Origin of the sequence: Synechococcus sp. CS-1329 (genome assembly GCF_025128055.1) — a bacterium.
GTDB lineage: Bacteria > Cyanobacteriota > Cyanobacteriia > PCC-6307 > Cyanobiaceae > Regnicoccus_A.
This window is the reverse complement of sequence record NZ_JAHLYS010000030.1, coordinates 1-18,342: the sequence shown is the minus strand read 5'-3', so window position 1 is coordinate 18,342 and position 18,342 is coordinate 1. Positions and strand designations below refer to the sequence as shown.

Below are 18,342 nucleotides of genomic sequence, written 5' to 3'. Positions count from 1 at the left end.
TCAACCGTCCCGCCCTCCGCTGCCCTGCGCCGGCCGTAGGTCCCAAGGGTCAGCACTGATACAGTCCGCAGCGGCCTGGACCCTCCACGGATGCCCATCGGCAAGCTGCTGATCGCCAACCGTGGCGAGATCTCCCTCCGCATCCTGCGCAGCTGCCGAGAACTGGGCATCAGCACCGTGGCGGTCTACAGCACGGTCGATCGCAACGCCCTGCACGTGCAGCTGGCTGATGAGGCGGTCTGCGTGGGCGAAGCCCCGAGCAGCAAGAGTTACCTCAATATTCCCAACATCATTGCCGCGGCGATCTCCCGCGGCGCCGATGCGATCCATCCCGGCTATGGCTTTCTGGCCGAGAACGACCGCTTCGCCGAAATCTGCGCCGCCCACGGCCTCACCTTCGTCGGTCCCTCCCCCGAGGCGATCCGGGCCATGGGGGACAAATCCACCGCCAAGACCACCATGCAGCGGGTGGGCGTCCCCACCATTCCCGGCAGTGAGGGTCTGCTGGAGAACGCCCAGGAAGCCTCGGTGCTGGCGGCAGACATGGGCTTCCCGGTGATGATCAAAGCCACGGCCGGCGGTGGCGGGCGGGGCATGCGTCTGGTGCAGGAGCCCGAGCAGCTCGAAGGGCTGTTCAAAGCCGCCCAGGGGGAAGCGGAAGCGGCCTTCGGTAACCCTGGCCTCTACATGGAGAAGTTCATCGACCGGCCCCGCCACGTCGAGGTGCAGATCCTGGCCGACCGCCACGGCAACGTGGTGCACCTCGGTGAGCGCGACTGCTCGATCCAGCGCCGCCACCAGAAGCTGCTGGAGGAAGCCCCCAGCCCGGCCCTGGATCCGGAGCTGCGCCGGCGCATGGGCGAAGCGGCGATCGCCGCGGCCCGCAGCATCACCTACGAAGGCGCCGGCACCGTCGAGTTCCTGGTCGATCGCAGCGGCAGCTTCTATTTCATGGAGATGAACACCCGCATCCAGGTGGAGCATCCCGTCACCGAGATGGTCACCGGGTTTGATCTGATCGCCGAGCAGCTGCGCATCGCCGGCGGCGAGCCCCTGAGCATGCGCCAGGAGGACGTGCAGCTGCGGGGCCATGCGATCGAATGCCGCATCAACGCCGAAGACCCCCAGCAGAATTTCCGGCCGGCCCCGGGCCGGATCACCGGCTGGCTGCCCCCGGGGGGTCCAGGGGTGCGGGTCGACAGCCACGTGTACACGGGCTACGAGATCCCCCCCTTCTACGACTCACTGATCGGCAAGCTGATCGTCTGGGGGCTCGATCGCGAGGCAGCCCTGAGGCGCATGCGCCGGGCCCTGAGCGAATGTGCGATCACAGGCATCCCCACCACGATCGACTTCCACCTGGCGCTGCTGGATCGGCCCGAGTTCCAGCGCGGCGATGTGCACACCAAGTTCGTGGAGCAGGAGATGCTGCCGCCAGCGGAACCCCGGGCCTGACTCAGCCTCGAAGCGACGGCCTCTGGCCTGAGCCCTCGATCAGGCCAGCGACTGGCTCTGGCGCATCACCTGGGTGAGCAGGCCCTGCTGACCCACCACCAGCTCCCGCAGCAGGCTGATCAGCCCCACCCAGATCACCGGGGTCACGTCGACACCGCCGATGGCGGGTATCAGTTGGCGGCTGAGGCGCAGCAACCCCTCGGTGGGCCAACCGATCAGCCGCATCGCGCCACGGTTGAGGTCCACCTGCGGATACCAGGTGAGCACGATGCGAAACAGAAAGAGCAGGGTCCAGGCCGCCAGGGCCAGGGCCAAAACGGTGTGCAGCAACGGCAGGGCAGAGGCCAGGAGGGAATCGGCCGTCACAAAGCGGTAAGCAGCGGTGGTCCCATCGTAGGAAGTGGACGCCTCTGCCTAAGATCCCAGCCGGACCTCATGGCGCCATGACCCCTTCCCTTTCCAACTTTCTCAGCAGCCTCGTCTACGGGGCGATGATTGTGGTGATCCCAGTCAGCATCGCTCTGGTGCTGATCAGCCAGAGCGACCAGGTGGACCGCAAGCTCTGAGCGGACCCTGGTTCTGCCGGCTCACGTGCCTAAAGTGGGTGCAGCCGTTCACCCCTGGCGAACGGACCAAGTCGTTCGCCTGAGGTTTCAGACGTGGTCAATGCCAGCCTGAACTGGGCCAGCATCGTCGGCATCGTGTTGGCCGTCGGTGGTGCGTTCCTCTATTTCATGAGGAGCTTCAAGCCAGCCCTCGCCCGCGACTATGACGTCTTCTTTGCGGCCGTTGGCCTGCTCTGCGGCGGGATTCTCTTCTTCCAGGGCTGGAGGCTCGATCCGATCCTTCAGTTCGGCCAGTTCCTCCTGGCAGGCACCACCGTCTTCTTCGCCTACGAAAGCGTGCGCCTGCGAGGCGTCACCACCGAGCAGGCGCGGCGCTCTTCCTACTTCGACGACGACGAGCCCCTGCCCGCCAGGCCCAGGGTTGGCGGCCGTACCGGCTGGGATGACGACGTGGAGCGTTTCGAGGAGCCCCAGCCCCTGAGGAGGCGGATCCGCTCCCCCCTCAGCGAGGAACCCGAGGAAGATCCCAGCTTCTACAGGCCCCGCCGCGAGGCCGCCAGGCCGGCCATCCCCGAGCGGGCCGCCAGCCGACGCTCGGGACCTGAGGACAGCTGGCGGGCGCAGGACGAATCCAGCCCCCGCCCGGAACCCGAGACCTACGCCTCCCGCGGTGCCATGGCCTCCGGCCCTTCGTCAGCCAGTTATTCCTCAGCCGGCGCTCCAGCCTCCGGCCCGGCCTTCGGCTCCCGCCGTCGGGAGCGCGACAGCGGGGTTGAACCACGTCGCGGCAGCCGGCCGGTACCCAGCTCCGAGACGATGCCGCGCTCCAGCCGTCGACCAGGCCCTGCCGGAGCCTCGGATCAGGCTTCCGGGCCTCCCCCTGGCGTTCCCATGGGCACCCCCATCCGCGGCCGCTCCAACACCAACCCCAGCAACAGTCCAGCCGCAGCGGCCGCTCCAGCCGGTGCCAGCTCCAGCGCCAAACCCCCCGCTGGCAGTCCTGTCGTCCCCGTGAGCGACGCCGATTTCACTCCCCTGCGGCCCACCCCCTCCAGCAACCGGCCCAGGGACAACAGCTCCCGTTTCGACAGCTGATCACCCCGCCGAAGGCCGCCTCCCTGGCGGCGACGGCCATGGCCTTGGCCATGGCTCTGGGGGGTTGTTCCCTGCCCTGGGCTCGACGGTCCCGGCCTGCTCCCGCCGCTGGCTGGGCAGCCAACCTCAGCCGACAGGATCCAGCCCTCAGCGGTGATGGTCGCCTGCTGGCCAGCGTCATCGAACGCCAGGGGCGCGCCACTGTGCTGCTGCAGGAGCGCAGCACTGGCCGGGTGTTGCCCTTGCGCCACCTCAGCCGCTGGCAGCCCCACAGCTCCCCATCCCTGAGCTGGAGAGGCCGTTACCTGGCCGTGATCGTGCAGCGGGGCGCCAGACGCCAGGCGGTGATCGAGGATCGCCTCACCAACCGGCTACTGCCCTTGCCGCTGCCCGGCGGACGCGAACCGGTGCGGCTGACGCTGGCCCCCGATGGCCAGCGGCTGGCCCTGGAACTGGTGGCCGCCGGGCGCTGGCGGGTGGAGGTGTTCGAGCTGGGGGGGGTGCTGGAGGTGGATCCGCCCGCCGGGGCGCTGCTGCGCACCCCAGCCGGAGCCAGGCCATGACAGCCTCAGAGCGAATCCCACTGCCGCTGGGCGCGCTGGGCGCGCTGGGCGCAACCCTGCTCCTGCTGGCCACAGGCCTGCTCACAGCCTGTGCGGCCACTCCCCTGCGGCCCCTGCCGGCCATCAACCAACGGCTGGAGCAGAACGGCAGCAGCCGCGATCCGTCCCTGAGCGGCCGCTGGCTGGCTCTGGTCAGCGGCCGCGACGGGCGGGAGCGGGTGGAGCTGATCGACCTGGAGCTGAACCGGCCCGTTCCCCTGCCGGGGCTGAACCGGCCCGATGCCCAGACCCTGAACGTCAGTGTCGATGCCAGCGGCGAGCGGATCGCTTTGATTCGTCAGCGCGACGGCCGCACCGAACTGGCGCTCTACAGCCGCAGCAGGCAAAGCCTGCAGCCCCTGCCCCTGGATCCACCCGGGGTGCCCCGCCAGCTGCAGCTGGCCGCCGACGGCCGTGTGCTGGCGGTGCAGGTCAGCCGCGGCGGGCTCTGGCAGGTGGATCTGATCGAGCTGCCCTGAAGCCTCAGGGCACCAGACCCGCCCAGTGCAGGAAGGTGTCGCCGCTGAGGGCCTCGATCAGCAGCACGGCGGCAAAGCCGAGCATGGCAAAGCGCCCATTCACCCGCTCCGCGTAGCCGCTCCAGCCGAAGGCCGGCACATCGGAGGTGGTGGCACTGGTGGAGGGAACTGGAGATGTCATCAGGTCTCACTGTTGCGACCAAAGTCATAGCCGCTGGCTGGGAGCAGCCGCCAGCCGCCCTGGCCGTCGAGCTCGAGCACGGTGTCGTGGAAGGCCACCAGGGTGGGCCTGTGACCGACGCTCACGAAGGCCATCTCGCGCTCCACCAGCAGGTCGTACAGGGCCTTTTCGGTGGCCACGTCAAGGGCGCTGGTGGCCTCGTCGAGGACCACGAAGCGGGGGGAGTTGAGCAGCAGCCGGGCGAAGGCCAGGCGCTGCTGCTCGCCGAGCGACAGCAAACGAGGCCAGTCCTGTTTGATGTCCAGATCGGGGTAGCGGCGCACCAGATCCGGCAGGCGCACCTCCTCGAGCACATGGCGCAGCTGGCCGTCACTGAAGCGATCGGCGGGCTGGGGGTAGCAGAGCTGCTCCCGCAGGCTGCCCAGCAGCATGTAGGGCTTCTGGGGAATGAACATCAGCTCGCCGACCGGCGGGCGCTGCACATGGCCTGCGGCCGGCGGCCAGAGCCCACTGACGAGCCGCAGGAATGATGTTTTGCCGCAGCCCGACGGGCCCACCACCAGGAGACGCTGGTGGGCCGTCACTTCCAGGCTGAGATCGCGCACCAGCATGCGGCTGGTGCGGGGTGGCACCAGATCAACGTGGCTCACCAAAATCGACTCGGGACGGACGGCCGCGGCGGCGGCACCCATGGCCCCTCCGGCGGAGGCCTGCTCGGCGGCCATGAACTCGGCCATCTCGGCACTGATCGCCTCCACCTTGCCCTGGAAACCCTCGAGACGGCTGATGGAGGCGGAGAAGGCGGCCAGCCGGTCGATGTTGTTGACGATGTAGCTGACCGAGAACAGCACCTGGGAGAAGGCGATGCTGGCCTGACCGAAGACGCCGAAATCCACCTGCTTGGCGAAATAGATCGGCGCGATCACCAACCAGGGCAGGAAGCGGGAAAAGTAGTCGTAGGAGCGCTGGATCACCTGGATCAGGGCTTCCCAGATGATCAGCCGGTTGTAATTGACGATCACCCCGTCGAGGCGGCGTTCGCCCTCCTTCTGCTCCTGGCGCTCCCCGCGGTAGAAGGCGATCGATTCGGCATTGTCGCGGATGTGGACGAGGCCGTAACGAAAATCGGCTTCCAGCTTGAGTTGCTGATAGTTCAGGTTCACCAGCTTGCGGCTGGCGAACACGATCAGAGCTGTGCCGCCCACCGAATAGGCCAGCAGCCAGAGAGCCAGGGTCTGGTTGATGCTCCAGAGAACGATGATGAAACTGAAGAAGGTGAGCAAGGCGGCGATGATTTCCACCGTTACGCTCAGGCTGGTGGCCGTGAAACTCGCCGCGTCCTGGGAGATCCGCTGGTCCGGGTTGTCAATCTCCTCAATGCTTTCGTCGTTGGGATTGAGAACGTAGTAGGCCCGGTTCGTGAGGTAGCGGCCCAGCATGCGGCCACTCAGCCATTCCCGCCACATGAGGCCCAGCTTGGGGATCAGATAGCTCTGGATGGCACGGATCGGCAGGGCCAGCACCAGACAGAAGGCATAGATCGCAACGATCTTCCAGAACTCCTCCTCCTTGTAGGCCACCAGAACATTGTCGATGTTCCGGGCGATGTAGCTGATGCCTACGTTGATGCCATTGATCACCAGGATCAGCAGGGCGATCACCCCGAGCAGCACCCAGGGCAGCCAGCGTCCCTGGCGCAGCTTGCTGCGCAGGGCCACGAAGCAGGCGAGGCCGGCGACGAACAACACCATCACGACCGCGCCGATCGGTCCGTTCCAGATCGCCGCCACCTGCTCAGGGACCCCGGGCAGGAAGCGGTTGCGCAGCTCGGGGATCCAGGCACCCGTGGCGGCCACCGTCCCGGTGAGCAGCACCAAGGTGAGTCCCACCACCACCGCCAGCAGGGCGATCACCAGCAGCAAGAACTGGCCGCTGCCGCGACTCCCCTCGTCAAGGGGCAGGAAGTAGGGCTGGGCCAGGCGCTGCAGCTTGGCCAACTGCTCGCGAAGGGCCTTCAGGGGACTCATGAACGGTTGCGGGTCAGCCCATTGTCGCCGCTGGCGGGCGTCAGCCGGGAGGCCAGAGCAGGGGACGGCCACCGATCACATGCACGTGCAGGTGAAAGACCGTCTGGCCCGCCTCTGCGCCGTTGTTGATCACCGTGCGCCATCCCACCAGGCCCTCCTGCTTCGCCACCTGGGCCGCCACCAGCAGCAGATGCCCCAGCAGGAGCTGGTGACGGGGCTCGGCGTCAGTGAGGTTCACCAGGGGCTCGCGCGGGATCACCAGCACATGCACCGGCGCCTGGGGCTGGATGTCGCGGAAGGCCAGGCAGAGGTCGTCGGCATGGACCTGATCGCAGGGGATCTCACCCCGCAGGATGCGCGCGAAGATCGTGTCGCTCTCGGCCATGGCGCCTCCGCCGGAACCCGGCAACGGATGGGGATGGGACAGGCAGGGCACTGACTGGGTGTAAGCCGCCCGAGCGCCGATGTTGGCACGCTGCAGCAGCGCCACCCTGCAGGGCCTGGAAGCCAGGGAGGTGGCGGTGGAGGTGGATATCGCCCCCGGCCTGCCGGGCCTTCAGATCGTCGGTCTGGCGGAGGCGGCCGCGCGTGAGGCCCGCGAGCGGGTGCGGGCGGCCCTGCGCAACAGCGGGTTCCGCGTGCCCCTCACCCGGGTGATTGTGAGCCTGGCCCCAGCGGATCTGCGCAAGGAGGGGCCGGCCTTTGATCTGCCGATCGCCCTGGGGCTGCTGCTGGCCTCGGGCCAGCTGGCACCCGAGCGCATGGCGGGGATCTGGAGCGCCGCCGAGCTGGGCCTCGATGGCAGCCTGCGGCCGGTGCGCGGAGTGATGGCCCTGGCTCTGGCCGCCCAGCGGGGCGGGGCCAGGGCGCTGGTGGTGCCCCGGGCCAATGCCGGCGAGGCGGCGCTGGTGTCGGGGCTGGCGGTGTGGCCGGCGGCTGATCTGGGGCAGCTGATGGGCTGGCTGGCGGACCCAGAGGGGATTCCGGCCCCGGCACCTGCGCGGGCGCGGGCTGGGGCCGCCCAGCCCGATCTGGCCGAGGTGATCGGTCAGGCCCACGGGCGCCGGGCCCTGGAGATCGCCGCAGCCGGCGGCCATCACCTGCTGCTGGTGGGTCCACCGGGCAGCGGCAAAACCATGCTGGCGCGGCGGCTGGCGGGCCTGCTGCCGCCCCTGCCCCGCCAGGAGGCCCTGGAGCTCACCCAGCTCTATTCCGTGGCCGGGCTGCTGAGCGACGGTGGGGCCCTGATCGGTTCGCGGCCCTTCCGGGCGCCCCACCACAGCTGCACGGCCACGGCCCTGGTGGGAGGCGGCGTCATGCCCAGGCCGGGAGAACTGTCACTGGCCCACCACGGCGTGCTCTTCCTCGATGAGCTGGCGGAGTTTCGCCGTGAGGTGCTGGAGCAGCTGCGCCAACCCCTGGAGGAAGGAGAGGTGTGGATCAGCCGCTCCAGGCAGCAGAGCCGCTTCCCCTGCCGGGCAGCCCTGGTGGCCGCCACAAACCCCTGTCCCTGCGGCTGGTTCGGCGATCCAGAGCGTCCCTGCGGTTGCGGCGAAGCGCTGCAGCGCCGCTACTGGTCACGGCTCTCGGGTCCCCTGCTCGATCGCCTCGATCTGCAGGTGGTGATGGGCCGCCTGGAGCCCGGCGCTCTGGCGCGCAGCTACGGCCTGGGGGCTGAATCAGCCCAGGGGCCGGCACAGCAGCCCGAGTGCTCAGCGGTGGTGGCCGCCAGGGTGCTGCAGGCACGGCAGAGAATGGCGCAGCGCAATCCAGGTGGCAGACCCAATGGACAGCTGCCGGGCTCAAGCCTCAGAAAGCTGGTGAAGTTCAAAGCCGGATCGCTGCAGCTGTGGCAGAAGGCCATCAGCCAACGCAGCCTGAGTGCCAGGGGCGGCGAACGGCTGTTACGGGTGGCCCTCACCCTGGCTGATCTGGAGGAAACCGGCGCCGTGGGGCCTCAGCATCTGGCCGAGGCCCTCACCTACCGCTCCTTCGACCAGATCTGCCGAGAGCACCAGAGCTGAGCGAAGCCGATCAACGACGGCGACGGCGCTGCTGGGCCTTGCGCTTGTACTTCTCGGTGGGCGTCTCGTGGTGACGCAGGCGCTTGAGGTCGGCGAAGATGCCGGCTTTGGACACCTGCCGCTTGAAGCGGCGCAGGGCCGATTCGATGCCTTCGTTTTCGCCGACGGTGACCTGGGTCATGAACCACGCAGTGGGGCTAGTTGAACGTCAATGTAGCAATCGACCCAGCGGGGCCTGATCAGGGCCTGGGTTGGGCGCTGGCAGGGACGACCGGCGGTGGAACCAGGGACGCAGGGGCTACGGCATCAGGCCACTGGGAGCCGGGGGCGGGATCGCTGGTGCCTGGCAGGGCCGCCTCCGGCTGGTTGGCCTCCTGGCCAGGCCAGGTGTCCCGGTAGAGATAGACGTGGCCGAGGGCACGGGTGCCGAATTGACGGCGCATCAGTCTCCAGCCGGGCTCGGGCACCAACTGCAGGAAGCCATCGCTGTGGCCCTGGGTGCGGGCCACCACCATCTCAGGCCCCCCCTGGTTGCGGCCCGGAGCGGCCAGCAGGATGTTGTCACTGCCCTGGCGCACCACGCTCAGCCGGTAGACGGTGCCCAGATCACTGCCGCCCACCCGCAGGGAGTAGCCGTTGGCATCGAGGTAACGCGAGCAGATCCCGGTGAAGTCGAAACTGCCCAGCAGGGGCTCCACCCGGGCCGGGGACGAGCCGCTGGTGGAGAAGCACGGGCGGCGGTCGCTCACCTGCTCGTAGATGTTCAGCTGGGCCCGCAGGCCGTCGCCGATCGGTGCCGCCACCAGCACGAACTTCGACTGATCGAGTTCCAGGGCGTTGAAGAGAGCGGCCTGGGCCTCAGCGGGTCCGAAGGCTCCGAGGCCAAGGAGCACCGGCAGGGAGGGCACCAGCGTGCGGAGCGTTTTCAAGACGGGCGGCAGTGGCGCGAGACGCATCGTTGAAGGGAGCAATGGAGCCCGATCGTAGAAGTGCGATCCAGGGACGCCAGGCCACTCAACTGGCCTTGTTGAGACGAATTGCGACCAACAGGCTGATCACCGTGCCCGGCAGACAGGCCGCCAGAATCAGTCGGGTGGTGAGCACCCCCAGGTCGGGCTCGCCGTAGGAGAGCTCAAAGACCGAGCCGGTGGCGGCGATGCCGAGCAGGCAGGCCAGCCCGAGAAAGACCCCGGCGAGGGGTTGCATCGGCATGGGGAATCAGCGCTGGGAGTGGACATCATCACGGCGGAAGCCGTGATCCTTGAGCTCCTCGTTGAGGCTGAGCTCATCACCGACCAGGTCAACGAAGAGCACCCCTTTAAGGTGGTCCATCTCGTGCAGGATGCAACGGGCCAGCAGGCCATCGGCTTTGAGGCGGCGCGGACGGCCCTGCTCATCGCGGTAGCTGACCTCCGCCTCGCTCGGGCGCACCACGGAGAGATAAACACCAGGAATGCTCAGGCAGCCCTCCTCGTAGGTGTTGAGCGCGGCGCTGGTGCCGTTCAGCTCCGGGTTCACAAGCACCATCGGTGGCGTGGCCGGATTTTCGGGATCGAGGTCGATCACCAGCAGTTGTTTGTGCACGCCCACCTGGGGTGCCGCCAGGCCGATGCCGTGGGCGCTGTACATGCTGCGCAGCATGTCGCGAGCCAGTTCGCGCACCGAGTCGTCCACCTTGCTGATGCGCTTGGCGGGCTGGCGCAGCACCTGATCGCCCAGCGTGTGGATCGTGAGCGGCGGGGACTCAAGCACCTCCTTGGGCACCTGGACCGTGCGGCTGGTCTGCTCCGCCTGGCGGGCCATTTTGGCGAAGCTGCTGGCCAAAGCGTCACCTGAAACGATGGTCAGATTGTAGGAGCCGCTGGTGGAGCACGGTTCAGCCCGGGGTGCAGGCGGGGATCCGGCCGCCAGCTGGGCCCGGCCCCTGGCGGCGGCGGCGGTGGTGGGACACACACCCCGGATCAAGGAACCGCAGCTGCACCGTGGCCGGCTGTTCTGGCTGGAGCAGCGTCCCGCCGAGCAGGGGCGCACCACCTTGATGCTGAGGCCCGCGCCCACAGCCGGCGCCATCGAGCTCACCCCCGGCGACTGGAACCTGCGCAGCCGCGTCCATGACTACGGCGGCGGCGTGGTGGCGGTGGAGCGGGGGGCCGCCAGGCCCGGCGGCGGGGAGCGGGTGGTGGTGGTGAACGATGGCGATCGCTGCCTCTGGCGGCTGGAGACCGACCGACCCGGGGAGGCGCCGATGCGGCTCACCGAGCCGGGGGAGCGGGACTTCGCCGACGGGCTGATCGATGCACGGCGGCAGCGCTGGATCGGGGTGATGGAGGCCGGCGCCGTTGATCAGCTGGTGGCTGTGCCGCTGGAGGGGGGCGGGCCGCTGCTGCTGCGCCGAGCCCTCGATTTCTGTGGCTACGCCGCGCTCAGCCCCGATGGCGCCCAGCTGGCCTGGGTGGAATGGCAGCAGCCGCACATGCCCTGGGACCGCAGCCAGCTCTGGCTGGCGGACGTGGAGCCCGAAGGCCACCTGGGCCCGCCGCGACTGGTCGCCGGCTCCGGCGCCGCGGGGCAGCCGGAGGCCTGCTCGGTCTTCCAGCCCCTGTGGCTGGCCAGCGGGGACCTGGTGGTGGCCAACGACCGCAACGGCTGGTGGAACCTGGAGCGGCTGCGGACCACTGGCCCGGGGGCCTGGCAGCCCCTGCTGCCGATGGAGGCCGAGTTCGCCATGCCGCAGTGGGTGTACGGGATGCGCACCACGGCCTGGGACGGCCACCAGCTGGTGGCCGCCGCCTGCGTCGAAGGCCGCTGGCAGCTGGGCCGCGTGCTGCCTGGCACCGCTGGCTCAGCTGGCGAGGCCGAGCAGGCTCCGGCGAGCTGGCAGCCGATGGACTGCCCCTTCGATGATCTCGAGGGGCTCTGGGCCGAGGACGGCCAGCTGGTGGCCGTGGCCGCCAGCGGCAGCACCGAAGCGGGTCTGCTCAGCCTGGATCTGGTCAGCGGCCGCTGGCGGCACCAGGTGGCCGCTGGGCTGCAGGCAACCCCGGCCCAGCAGGCGTCGGGCGGCCGCGTGGCTGAGGCGCTCTGGTTCGAGGGCTACGGCGGCCGCCCCACCCACGCCTGGTACTACCCCCCGCAGGATGGAGGCAGCCCCGCAGCGCCGCTGCTGGTGAAGGGCCACAGCGGCCCCACGGCCATGGCCCGCACCGGCCTCAACCCCGCGATCCAGTTCTGGACCAGCCGCGGCTGGGGCGTGGTGGATGTGAACTACGGCGGCTCCACGGGCTTCGGGCGGGCCTACCGCGAACGGCTCGACGGGCTCTGGGGTGTGGTGGACGTGGTCGACTGCGCCGCGGCGGCCAGGGCCCTGGTGGCGGCAGGCCGCGCCAGCCCCGAGCGGATCGCGATCGAGGGGGGCAGCGCCGGAGGGTTCACCGTGCTGGCCGCGCTCTGCTTCAGCGACACCTTCCGTGTGGGTGCCTGCCGCTACGCCGTGGCCGACCTCAGCGGCCTGGCCAGCAGCAGCCACCGCTTCGAAGCCCGCTACCTCGACGGCCTGGTGGGGCCATGGCCGCAGGAGCGTGCCACCTACGAGGCCCGCTCGCCCCTGCGCCATGCCGAACAGATCCGCTGCCCGGTGATCTTTTTTCAGGGTCTTCAGGATCGGGTGGTGCCCCCGGAGCAGACCGAGCGGATCGTGGCGGCGCTCACCGCCCAGCGGATTCCGGTGGAGCTGCATCGTTTTACCGCTGAAGGGCATGGATTCCGCAATGGCGCCGTGCAGATTGAGGTACTGGAGTCCACGGAAACCTTCTTCCGTCAGCACCTCGCCCTTTGATGCCCTTCATCCCCGTCAGCGTCAGGATTCTGGTGGAGGCCGTCGAAACCCCGGCGGTGGCGCTGGTGGCCCTGGGCCTGGTGCTGGTGGTGGGCCGCAGCCTCGGCGATGTGCTCGGTCTGCGCCACTGGGGCATTCCCGAAGCCCTGCTGGCCGGGGTGCTGGGCCTGATGGTGGCGCCGGTGGGGCTGCTGCCCCTGCTCAGCCAACCAGTGATCGACATCTGGGAGCAGCTGCCGATGGTGCTGCTGACCCTGGTGTTCGCCACATTGCTGCTGGCCAAACCCCTGCCAAAGCTGGCCGGGCTGTGGCGGCCGCTCTCGGCGCAGGTGCTGCTGGCCCTCACCCTGGCCTTCGGCCAATACATGGTGGGTGGCCTGGTGGTGCTGCTGGTGCTGCAACCGCTGCTGGGGGTCCATCCGCTGATGGCCTGTCTGATCGAGGTGGCCTACGAGGGCGGCCACGGTTCGGCCGCCGCCATGGGCGCCAGCTACTCCAGCCTGGGTTTTGAAGGCGGTGAGGCCCTGGGTCTGGCCATGGCCACGGTGGGGCTGCTGATCTCCACGGTGGTGGGGGGGCTGGTGGTGCTGCTGGCCCGCAGCCGGGGCTGGCTGATGGGGGGCTCCACGATCGCCTCAGGCGTGGAGAACCCACCTGAGACGGAGCGCAGTGCCCCAGCGGAGCCAGACGACGGCGCCCCGGTCCAGGCCATGTTGCCGCTGCCGCCACCGCCGGAGCTGAGGTTTCCGGCCCTGGCCCTGAACCTGGCCCTGACGGGGATCGCGGTGGCCATCGGCGTGGTGGCCCTGGCCGGCCTGCGACTGGTGGCCGACCACGTGGGCGGTGGGCTGGCGATGGTGATCGATGTGTTCCCGGTCTTCCCCCTGGCCCTGGTGGGGTCTCTGCTGGTGCGCTGGCTGCTGGAGCGATCCGGCAAGGACCACTGGGTCTCGACCCGGGTGCAGAACCGTCTGGGCACGGTGTCGGCCGATCTGCTGATCACCGCAGCCACGGCCTGCCTCGATCTGACCCTGCTGGCCCACGACTGGGTGTCGCTCACGACCCTGGCCCTGGCCGGCCTGGCCTGGAATCTGGGGGTGGTGCTGCTGCTGGCCCCGCGCATCCTGCCCTCGGCCTGGTTCGAGCGGGCGATCATCGAGTTCGGCCAGGCCACAGGCGTGGCGGCCAGCGGTCTGCTGCTGCTGCGCATGGCTGATCCCCTGGATCGCAGCGAGGCCCTGCAGCCGTTTTCCATCAAGCAACTGCTGCTGCAGCCGATCGTGGCCGGCGGGGTGATCACGGTGGTGGCGCCGCTGGCGGTGAGCAGCTGGGGGCTGCCGGCCTGGACCGGTCTCTGCCTGGCGCTGGTGTTGCTCTGGGGAGGCCTGGGGCTGGCCCTGATGGCCGGCTCGCGATCGGCCGCCTGAGGCCATCAGCGCACCATCGCCGCCACATTGCCCCCATCCACGGTGAGCACCGCGCCGGTGGTGCGCTCCAGCTGGGCCAGGGCCACAAAGGCCTCGGCCACGTCACTGGCCCGCACCTCTTCGCCCAGCAGATTGCCGGCCATGTAGGCCTCCTCGCTGACCCCCCGGGCGGCGGAGCGTTTCTGGATCATGCCCTGATCAAGCAGGCCGGAGCGGATGCGATCGGCATTGATGGCATTGGCGCGCACCCCTTCGCCGCCGCCCTCAAGGGCGTACTGACGCATCAGGGCCAGCAGGGCCGCCTTGGCGATGCCGTAGGCACCGAAACCGGGGCCGGGGTTGAGCGCCTGCTTGCTGACGTTGAACAGCAGCTGACCACCCAGGCCCTGGGCGCGGAACAGGGCCATCGCCGCCTGGGCGACGCTCTGGTGGGCGAAGAAGTTGAGCTCGAAGCTGGCGCGCAGGTCGGCATCGCTGAGCTCGGCGATCGCACCACTCCAGGCGGCACCGGCATTGCTGACGACGATGTCGAGGCCACCGAAGTGAGCCGCCACCGCCGAGAGGGCCTGACGCACCGCCTGGGGATCGGTGAGATCGCAGGCCAGACCCAGGGCGCGGCGGCCGCAGCTGGCGGCCACCGCCTGGGCCGGCTCCGCCAGGCGATCGAGCACCGCCACATCGGCGCCGCGCTGGGCGAAGGCGCGGGCGGTGGCCGCGCCGATGGCGCCGGCGCCGCCGGTCACCAGCACCACCTGGCGAGCCAGGGGCAGGTCCCTGGCCTTGCCGAGCTTGGCCTGCTCCAGGCTCCAGTACTCCATCTCGAAGGTGTCGTCCTCGCCGACGGGCTGGAAGCGGCCCAGGGCCTCAGCCGCCAGCAGGGTGCGGGCCCAGGCCTCGGCGATGTCGGCGGTGACAGCGGCCTCCTGGGCGGAGCGGCCGAGGCCCACCAGCCCGAGGCCGGGCAGTGCCAGCACCCGCGGCAGCGGATCCAGCGGTGTGCGACCGCCGCCCACTCGAGCGTTCTGGCGTGCCAGATAGGCCTTGTAGGCGGCGATAAACCCCTCCAGCGCCGTGGCGGCGGCGGCCGACCAGCTGGCCAGATCAGTGGAGGCGGGCGGCAACACCAGGGGCTGGGCCTTGGTGCGGATCACGTGGTCGGGGGTGGCCACACCACGGCTGGCCCAGGTGGCCAGGCGCTGATCATTGACCACCGCCAGGGCTGGCTCTGAGGTGCGCAGATCGAGCAACCAGCGGCGGGGGGCCGCTTCGGCCTCGGCGGCCCGGCTGAGCAGGCCGCGCAGCACCGGCAGCACAGCCGCCGCGGGGATGGGAGGCTCCGACAGGGGCCGTGGCTGGCTGCGGGCGCTCACCCGGGCCAGGCGCTGTTCGGCTGCGCCCACCAGGGCCAGCATCCGCCCGTAGCTCTGCTCGGCCGTGGAGCCGAAGGAGAAGAGCCCGTGCTGCAGCAGCACCATGCCTTCGAGCTCCACGCCGGCGGCCCGGGCCCGCTGCTCGGCCGCCTCATAGGCCTCAGCCGCCGCCAGGGCCAGGGCGAAACCAGGCATCACATAGGGAACGAGAGCGACGCGATCGCCATAGACCTCGCGGCAGAGCGCTGCGGCCTCGGGCTGATCGGCCAGGGCCAGCAGGGCGATCGAGTGGGTGTGATCGACGAATTTGTGGGGCAGAAAAGCGTGGAGGAGGGCCTCCACCGACGGGTTGGGGGCGGCGGGGTCGATCAGGTTGCAGCGCTGGGCGGCCACCATGTCCTCGTCGCTGAGGCGCTCCAGCACCCGCAGGGCCTGCAGGGGCTCCAGGCGCACGGCCGGGTGGCCCGGAGGTTCGATCGTGGCCAGGTCCCAGCCGCTGCCCTTGACGCACAGCACCGGGATGGTCTCCCCCAGCAGGCCCGTGACCGTGGTTTTCACCGAGGTGTTGCCACCGCCATGCAGCACCAGATCGGGGTCGGCGCCCAGCAGGCGAGCGCTGTAGGTGCGCAGGGCCAGGTCCTGGCTGATGCCTGCGGCGCCATAGCGGGCCACGGCGGCCTCGGCATCGGCCTGCGACCAGCGGTTCTGACTCGGCATCCGGCGGAATGGCGGCGAATGGCCAGGAGGCTAGGGAAGGGCGCCGCGGCCAAACCGTGCCAGCATCGAGCCCTCTGGGGCCGGCAGCTGCCAGCGCGGCGATGGGGAGATCCAACAGCAGCAGGTCCATTCGGCGCCGCAGGGCGCGCACGGTGGGCCGTGGCATCAAGGCCGGACTGGCGCCGGGAACGATGGTGTTCGTGGGCGAGCGCAAGTGCGAGCGCGCCCGGCTCGACATCCTCGATTACAACGCCGAGCAGCTGAGTGAAGCCAAGGATGTGGATCTGAACCAGTGCTTCGAGCAGGCCCTCGCCGACAACAGCGTGACCTGGATCAATGTCAACGGCATCCATGACCTGGCCTTGATCGAAAGCCTCGGCCAGCACTTCGGCCTGCACCCGATGACGCTGGAGGACTTGGTGAATACCACCCAGCGCCCCAAGGTGGAGGAATTTGATCACTATCTGCTGGTCGTGATGAAAATGATGGAATTTGAGCGCAGCAGCGCCTCAATCAGCATCGAGCACATCAGCCTGATCGTGGGCCAGAACGTGGTGCTCTCCTTCCTCGAAGATGAGGGGGATGTCTTTGATTCAGTACGCGAGCGGATCAGGAAGGGGAAGGGTCGGATCCGCCACCTCAGCGCCGATTACCTGGCCTACGCCTTGATGGATACGGTGGTGGACCACTACTTCCGGGCCATTGAGCAGATCGGTGATCGCATCGAGGAAATCGATGACAAGATTCTTGAGGATCCCAGCCCCAATGACATCCAGGACATCCACTACCTCAAGCGCGATGTGCTGTCGCTGCGCAAGGCGGCCTGGCCCTGCCGTGAACTGATCAGTGCGATCGAGAAAGGGGCTTCGCCCGTGCTCAGCGCCAGCACCCGGGTGTACTGGCGCGATCTCTACGACCACTCCATCCAGGTGATCGACATGGTGGAGACCTACCGCGACATCCTCGGCGGCATGCACGACACCTACCTCTCGAGCCTCAGCAACCGCATGAATGAGGTGATGAAAACCCTCACGATCATCTCATCGATCTTCATCCCACTGACGTTCATCGCCGGGGTGTATGGCATGAATTTCGAGAACATGCCGGAGCTGCGCTGGCGTCTTGGATACCACGGAGCCCTGGCCGTGATGTTCACGATCGGGGTGGGCCTACTGATCTACTTTCGCCGCAGGCGATGGCTCTGAACAGGTGGCCTCCAGCCCATAGAGGCCCCGCAGGCCCGCTTCACTGGCGGGCGCCACGCCCCGCTCGGTGATCAGGGCCGTCACTAGCCGCGCCGGGGTGACATCAAAGGCGGGGTTGAAGCCGGCGCTGCCCCGGGGCGGCAGCTGCACCGTCACCAGCTCTGCGGCGGCGGCACCAGCCAAAGCCAGCCCCTGGATCTGGGTCACCTCGCCTGGGGAGCGGGCCTCGATCGGGATCTCGGCCAGGCCATCGGCGAGGGTCCAGTCGATCGTGGAGGCGGGCAGGGCCACGTAGAAGGGCACGCCGTTGTCGTGGGCGGCAAGGGCCTTGAGGTAGGTGCCGATCTTGTTGCAGACATCCCCCGTGCGGGTGGTGCGGTCCGTGCCGACGATCACCGCATCGACGCGGCCGTGCTGCATCAGGTGGCCGCCGGCGTTGTCGACGATCACCGTGTGGGGCACCCCCTCGCGGCCGAGCTCGAAGGCGGTGAGGCTGGCGCCCTGGTTGCGGGGGCGCGTTTCATCCACCCAGACATGGATGGCCAGACCGGCGCGGTGGGCCTTGTAGATGGGGGCCAGGGCAGTGCCCCAGTCGACGGTGGCCAGCCAGCCGGCATTGCAGTGGGTGAGCACATTCAGGGGCTCGTGCTGTCGCTCGGGAGGCCGCTCGGCCGCCAGCCGCTGCAAGAGCGCCAGGCCGTGATCACCGATGGCCGAGCACATGGCCACGTCGTCTTCGGCGATGGCGGCGGCGGCGGCAGCGGCGGCGGTGGCCCGCTCGGAGGGCGGCAGCGGCAGCACCCGATCACGCACCCGCTCCAGCGCCCAGCGCAGGTTGATGGCGGTGGGGCGGGTGGCGTTGAGTTGCTCAAAGGCAGCGGCCAGCGAGGCATCGCCTGGATCCACCTGCAGGGCCAGCATCAGGCCGTAGGCGCCGGTGACACCGATCAGTGGTGCACCGCGCACCACCATCGTGGCGATCGCTTCGGCCGCCTGATCGAGGGTGGTGAGCGAGCGGGTGGAGAAGCGGTGGGGCAAAAGGGTCTGATCGATCACCCCCACCGAGCGGCCGCCCTCCTCCAGCCAGATCGTGCGCCAGGCCCTGCCGTCGATGTTCATTGGTGCCGCCCACGCCCGGAAACCGGTTCATGCTGACAAACTGCCCGTCAGCTTCCCGGCAAGACGCGCGATGCCGATCAACCCCGTCACCTGGTTCGAGCCTGACTGACCGACACATCTCTGAGAGCCCTTGCAACAGCATGGGTCTCAGCTCATTGGGTGGGCGGGGAGCCATGGGAGCTTGGGGCTGCGAAACCAATCCAATCCCCCGTGGATCCCCAGACCCGACTGCATCGTGAG

At 69.0% G+C, this 18,342-nt stretch carries 19 protein-coding genes; 9 read left to right on the top strand and 10 right to left on the bottom strand.

Translation table 11 applies throughout. The features are described from left to right. Positions 1-90: 90 nt before the first annotated feature. Positions 91-1,455 carry an acetyl-CoA carboxylase biotin carboxylase subunit gene (gene accC / locus KQ304_RS05955; RefSeq protein ID WP_259736195.1) on the top strand — a complete coding sequence of 455 codons (1,365 nt, stop codon included), beginning with the start codon at positions 91-93 and terminating at the stop codon, positions 1,453-1,455. A 39-nt stretch (positions 1,456-1,494) separates the two neighbouring features. Here the strand turns inward: accC and KQ304_RS05950 are convergent, their stop codons facing one another. Further along, the gene (locus KQ304_RS05950; protein ID WP_259736194.1) at positions 1,495-1,821 is read right to left on the bottom strand and encodes a YggT family protein; all 327 of its coding nucleotides are present in this window, start codon (positions 1,819-1,821) and stop codon (positions 1,495-1,497) included. A 77-nt stretch (positions 1,822-1,898) separates the two neighbouring features. Here KQ304_RS05950 and psbX point away from each other — a divergent pair, with 77 nt between their 5' ends. The 4 genes from psbX to KQ304_RS05930 all read left to right on the top strand — a co-directional run bounded on the left by psbX (position 1,899) and on the right by KQ304_RS05930 (position 4,197). Continuing rightward, on the top strand, positions 1,899-2,021 hold the full coding sequence (psbX, locus tag KQ304_RS05945; RefSeq protein WP_259736193.1) for a photosystem II reaction center X protein: 123 nt from the start codon (positions 1,899-1,901) through the stop codon (positions 2,019-2,021). A gap of 93 nt (positions 2,022-2,114) precedes the next feature. After that, entirely contained in the window at positions 2,115-3,116 is a 1,002-nt protein-coding gene (locus KQ304_RS05940) for a Ycf66 family protein (RefSeq protein WP_259736192.1), read from the top strand. Positions 3,117-3,154: 38 nt separating this feature from the next. Next, a complete protein-coding gene (locus KQ304_RS05935; RefSeq protein WP_259736191.1) occupies positions 3,155-3,679 on the top strand; it encodes a Tol biopolymer transporter periplasmic protein in 525 nt (174 codons plus the stop codon). Then, a complete protein-coding gene (locus KQ304_RS05930; RefSeq protein WP_259736190.1) occupies positions 3,676-4,197 on the top strand; it encodes a hypothetical protein in 522 nt (173 codons plus the stop codon). Before KQ304_RS05935 ends, KQ304_RS05930 begins: the two co-directional genes overlap by 4 nt. Before the next feature lie 4 nt (positions 4,198-4,201). On the opposite strand, the gene KQ304_RS05925 is transcribed toward KQ304_RS05930, so the two are convergent. From KQ304_RS05925 to KQ304_RS05915, 3 genes are read right to left on the bottom strand one after another with little or no spacing between them, the layout of a single operon-like run. Then, the gene (locus KQ304_RS05925) at positions 4,202-4,378 is read right to left on the bottom strand and encodes a chlorophyll a/b-binding protein (protein ID WP_259736189.1); all 177 of its coding nucleotides are present in this window, start codon (positions 4,376-4,378) and stop codon (positions 4,202-4,204) included. Then, positions 4,378-6,405: an ABC transporter ATP-binding protein/permease gene (locus tag KQ304_RS05920; protein ID WP_259736188.1), complete on the bottom strand. Its 2,028-nt coding sequence runs from the start codon at positions 6,403-6,405 to the stop codon at positions 4,378-4,380. The genes KQ304_RS05925 and KQ304_RS05920 overlap by 1 nt, the downstream gene beginning before the upstream one ends. 40 nt (positions 6,406-6,445) lie before the next feature. Further along, a complete protein-coding gene (locus KQ304_RS05915) occupies positions 6,446-6,790 on the bottom strand; it encodes a histidine triad nucleotide-binding protein (RefSeq protein ID WP_259736225.1) in 345 nt (114 codons plus the stop codon). A 79-nt stretch (positions 6,791-6,869) separates the two neighbouring features. On the opposite strand from KQ304_RS05915, the gene KQ304_RS05910 reads away from it, so the two are divergent. After that, positions 6,870-8,429 (top strand): YifB family Mg chelatase-like AAA ATPase, encoded by a 1,560-nt coding sequence (locus KQ304_RS05910; RefSeq protein ID WP_259736187.1) that lies wholly within the window; start codon positions 6,870-6,872, stop codon positions 8,427-8,429. Positions 8,430-8,439: 10 nt separating this feature from the next. On the opposite strand, the gene rpsU is transcribed toward KQ304_RS05910, so the two are convergent. The 4 genes from rpsU to def are packed head-to-tail and all read right to left on the bottom strand — an operon-like array spanning position 8,440 to position 10,253. Continuing rightward, positions 8,440-8,610, bottom strand: a complete 171-nt coding sequence (gene rpsU, locus KQ304_RS05905; protein ID WP_006172073.1) for a 30S ribosomal protein S21 — start codon at positions 8,608-8,610, stop codon at positions 8,440-8,442. 58 nt (positions 8,611-8,668) lie between these two features. After that, entirely contained in the window at positions 8,669-9,385 is a 717-nt protein-coding gene (locus tag KQ304_RS05900) for a DUF3747 domain-containing protein (protein WP_259736186.1), read from the bottom strand. A 58-nt stretch (positions 9,386-9,443) separates the two neighbouring features. Further along, the gene (locus KQ304_RS05895) at positions 9,444-9,641 is read right to left on the bottom strand and encodes a hypothetical protein (protein ID WP_006172075.1); all 198 of its coding nucleotides are present in this window, start codon (positions 9,639-9,641) and stop codon (positions 9,444-9,446) included. A 6-nt stretch (positions 9,642-9,647) separates the two neighbouring features. After that, positions 9,648-10,253 (bottom strand): peptide deformylase, encoded by a 606-nt coding sequence (gene def, locus KQ304_RS05890; RefSeq protein WP_259736185.1) that lies wholly within the window; start codon positions 10,251-10,253, stop codon positions 9,648-9,650. Between the two features lie 115 nt (positions 10,254-10,368). Here def and KQ304_RS05885 point away from each other — a divergent pair, with 115 nt between their 5' ends. Together KQ304_RS05885 and KQ304_RS05880 are read left to right on the top strand one after the other, a co-directional pair. Continuing rightward, on the top strand, positions 10,369-12,264 hold the full coding sequence (locus tag KQ304_RS05885) for a prolyl oligopeptidase family serine peptidase (RefSeq protein WP_259736224.1): 1,896 nt from the start codon (positions 10,369-10,371) through the stop codon (positions 12,262-12,264). Then, on the top strand, positions 12,264-13,691 hold the full coding sequence (locus KQ304_RS05880) for a sodium/glutamate symporter (protein ID WP_259736184.1): 1,428 nt from the start codon (positions 12,264-12,266) through the stop codon (positions 13,689-13,691). Before KQ304_RS05885 ends, KQ304_RS05880 begins: the two co-directional genes overlap by 1 nt. A 5-nt stretch (positions 13,692-13,696) precedes the next feature. Here the strand turns inward: KQ304_RS05880 and KQ304_RS05875 are convergent, their stop codons facing one another. Further along, a complete protein-coding gene (locus KQ304_RS05875) occupies positions 13,697-15,778 on the bottom strand; it encodes a bifunctional aldolase/short-chain dehydrogenase (RefSeq protein ID WP_259736183.1) in 2,082 nt (693 codons plus the stop codon). Positions 15,779-15,879: 101 nt separating this feature from the next. On the opposite strand from KQ304_RS05875, the gene corA reads away from it, so the two are divergent. After that, positions 15,880-16,983, top strand: coding sequence for a magnesium/cobalt transporter CorA (gene corA, locus KQ304_RS05870; RefSeq protein WP_259736182.1), 1,104 nt, complete (start codon positions 15,880-15,882; stop codon positions 16,981-16,983). On the opposite strand, the gene mtnA is transcribed toward corA, so the two are convergent. Further along, positions 16,948-18,102 (bottom strand): S-methyl-5-thioribose-1-phosphate isomerase, encoded by a 1,155-nt coding sequence (gene mtnA, locus KQ304_RS05865; RefSeq protein ID WP_259736181.1) that lies wholly within the window; start codon positions 18,100-18,102, stop codon positions 16,948-16,950. The two genes, corA and mtnA, sit on opposite strands and share 36 nt — an antisense overlap. Positions 18,103-18,342: the final 240 nt, after the last annotated feature.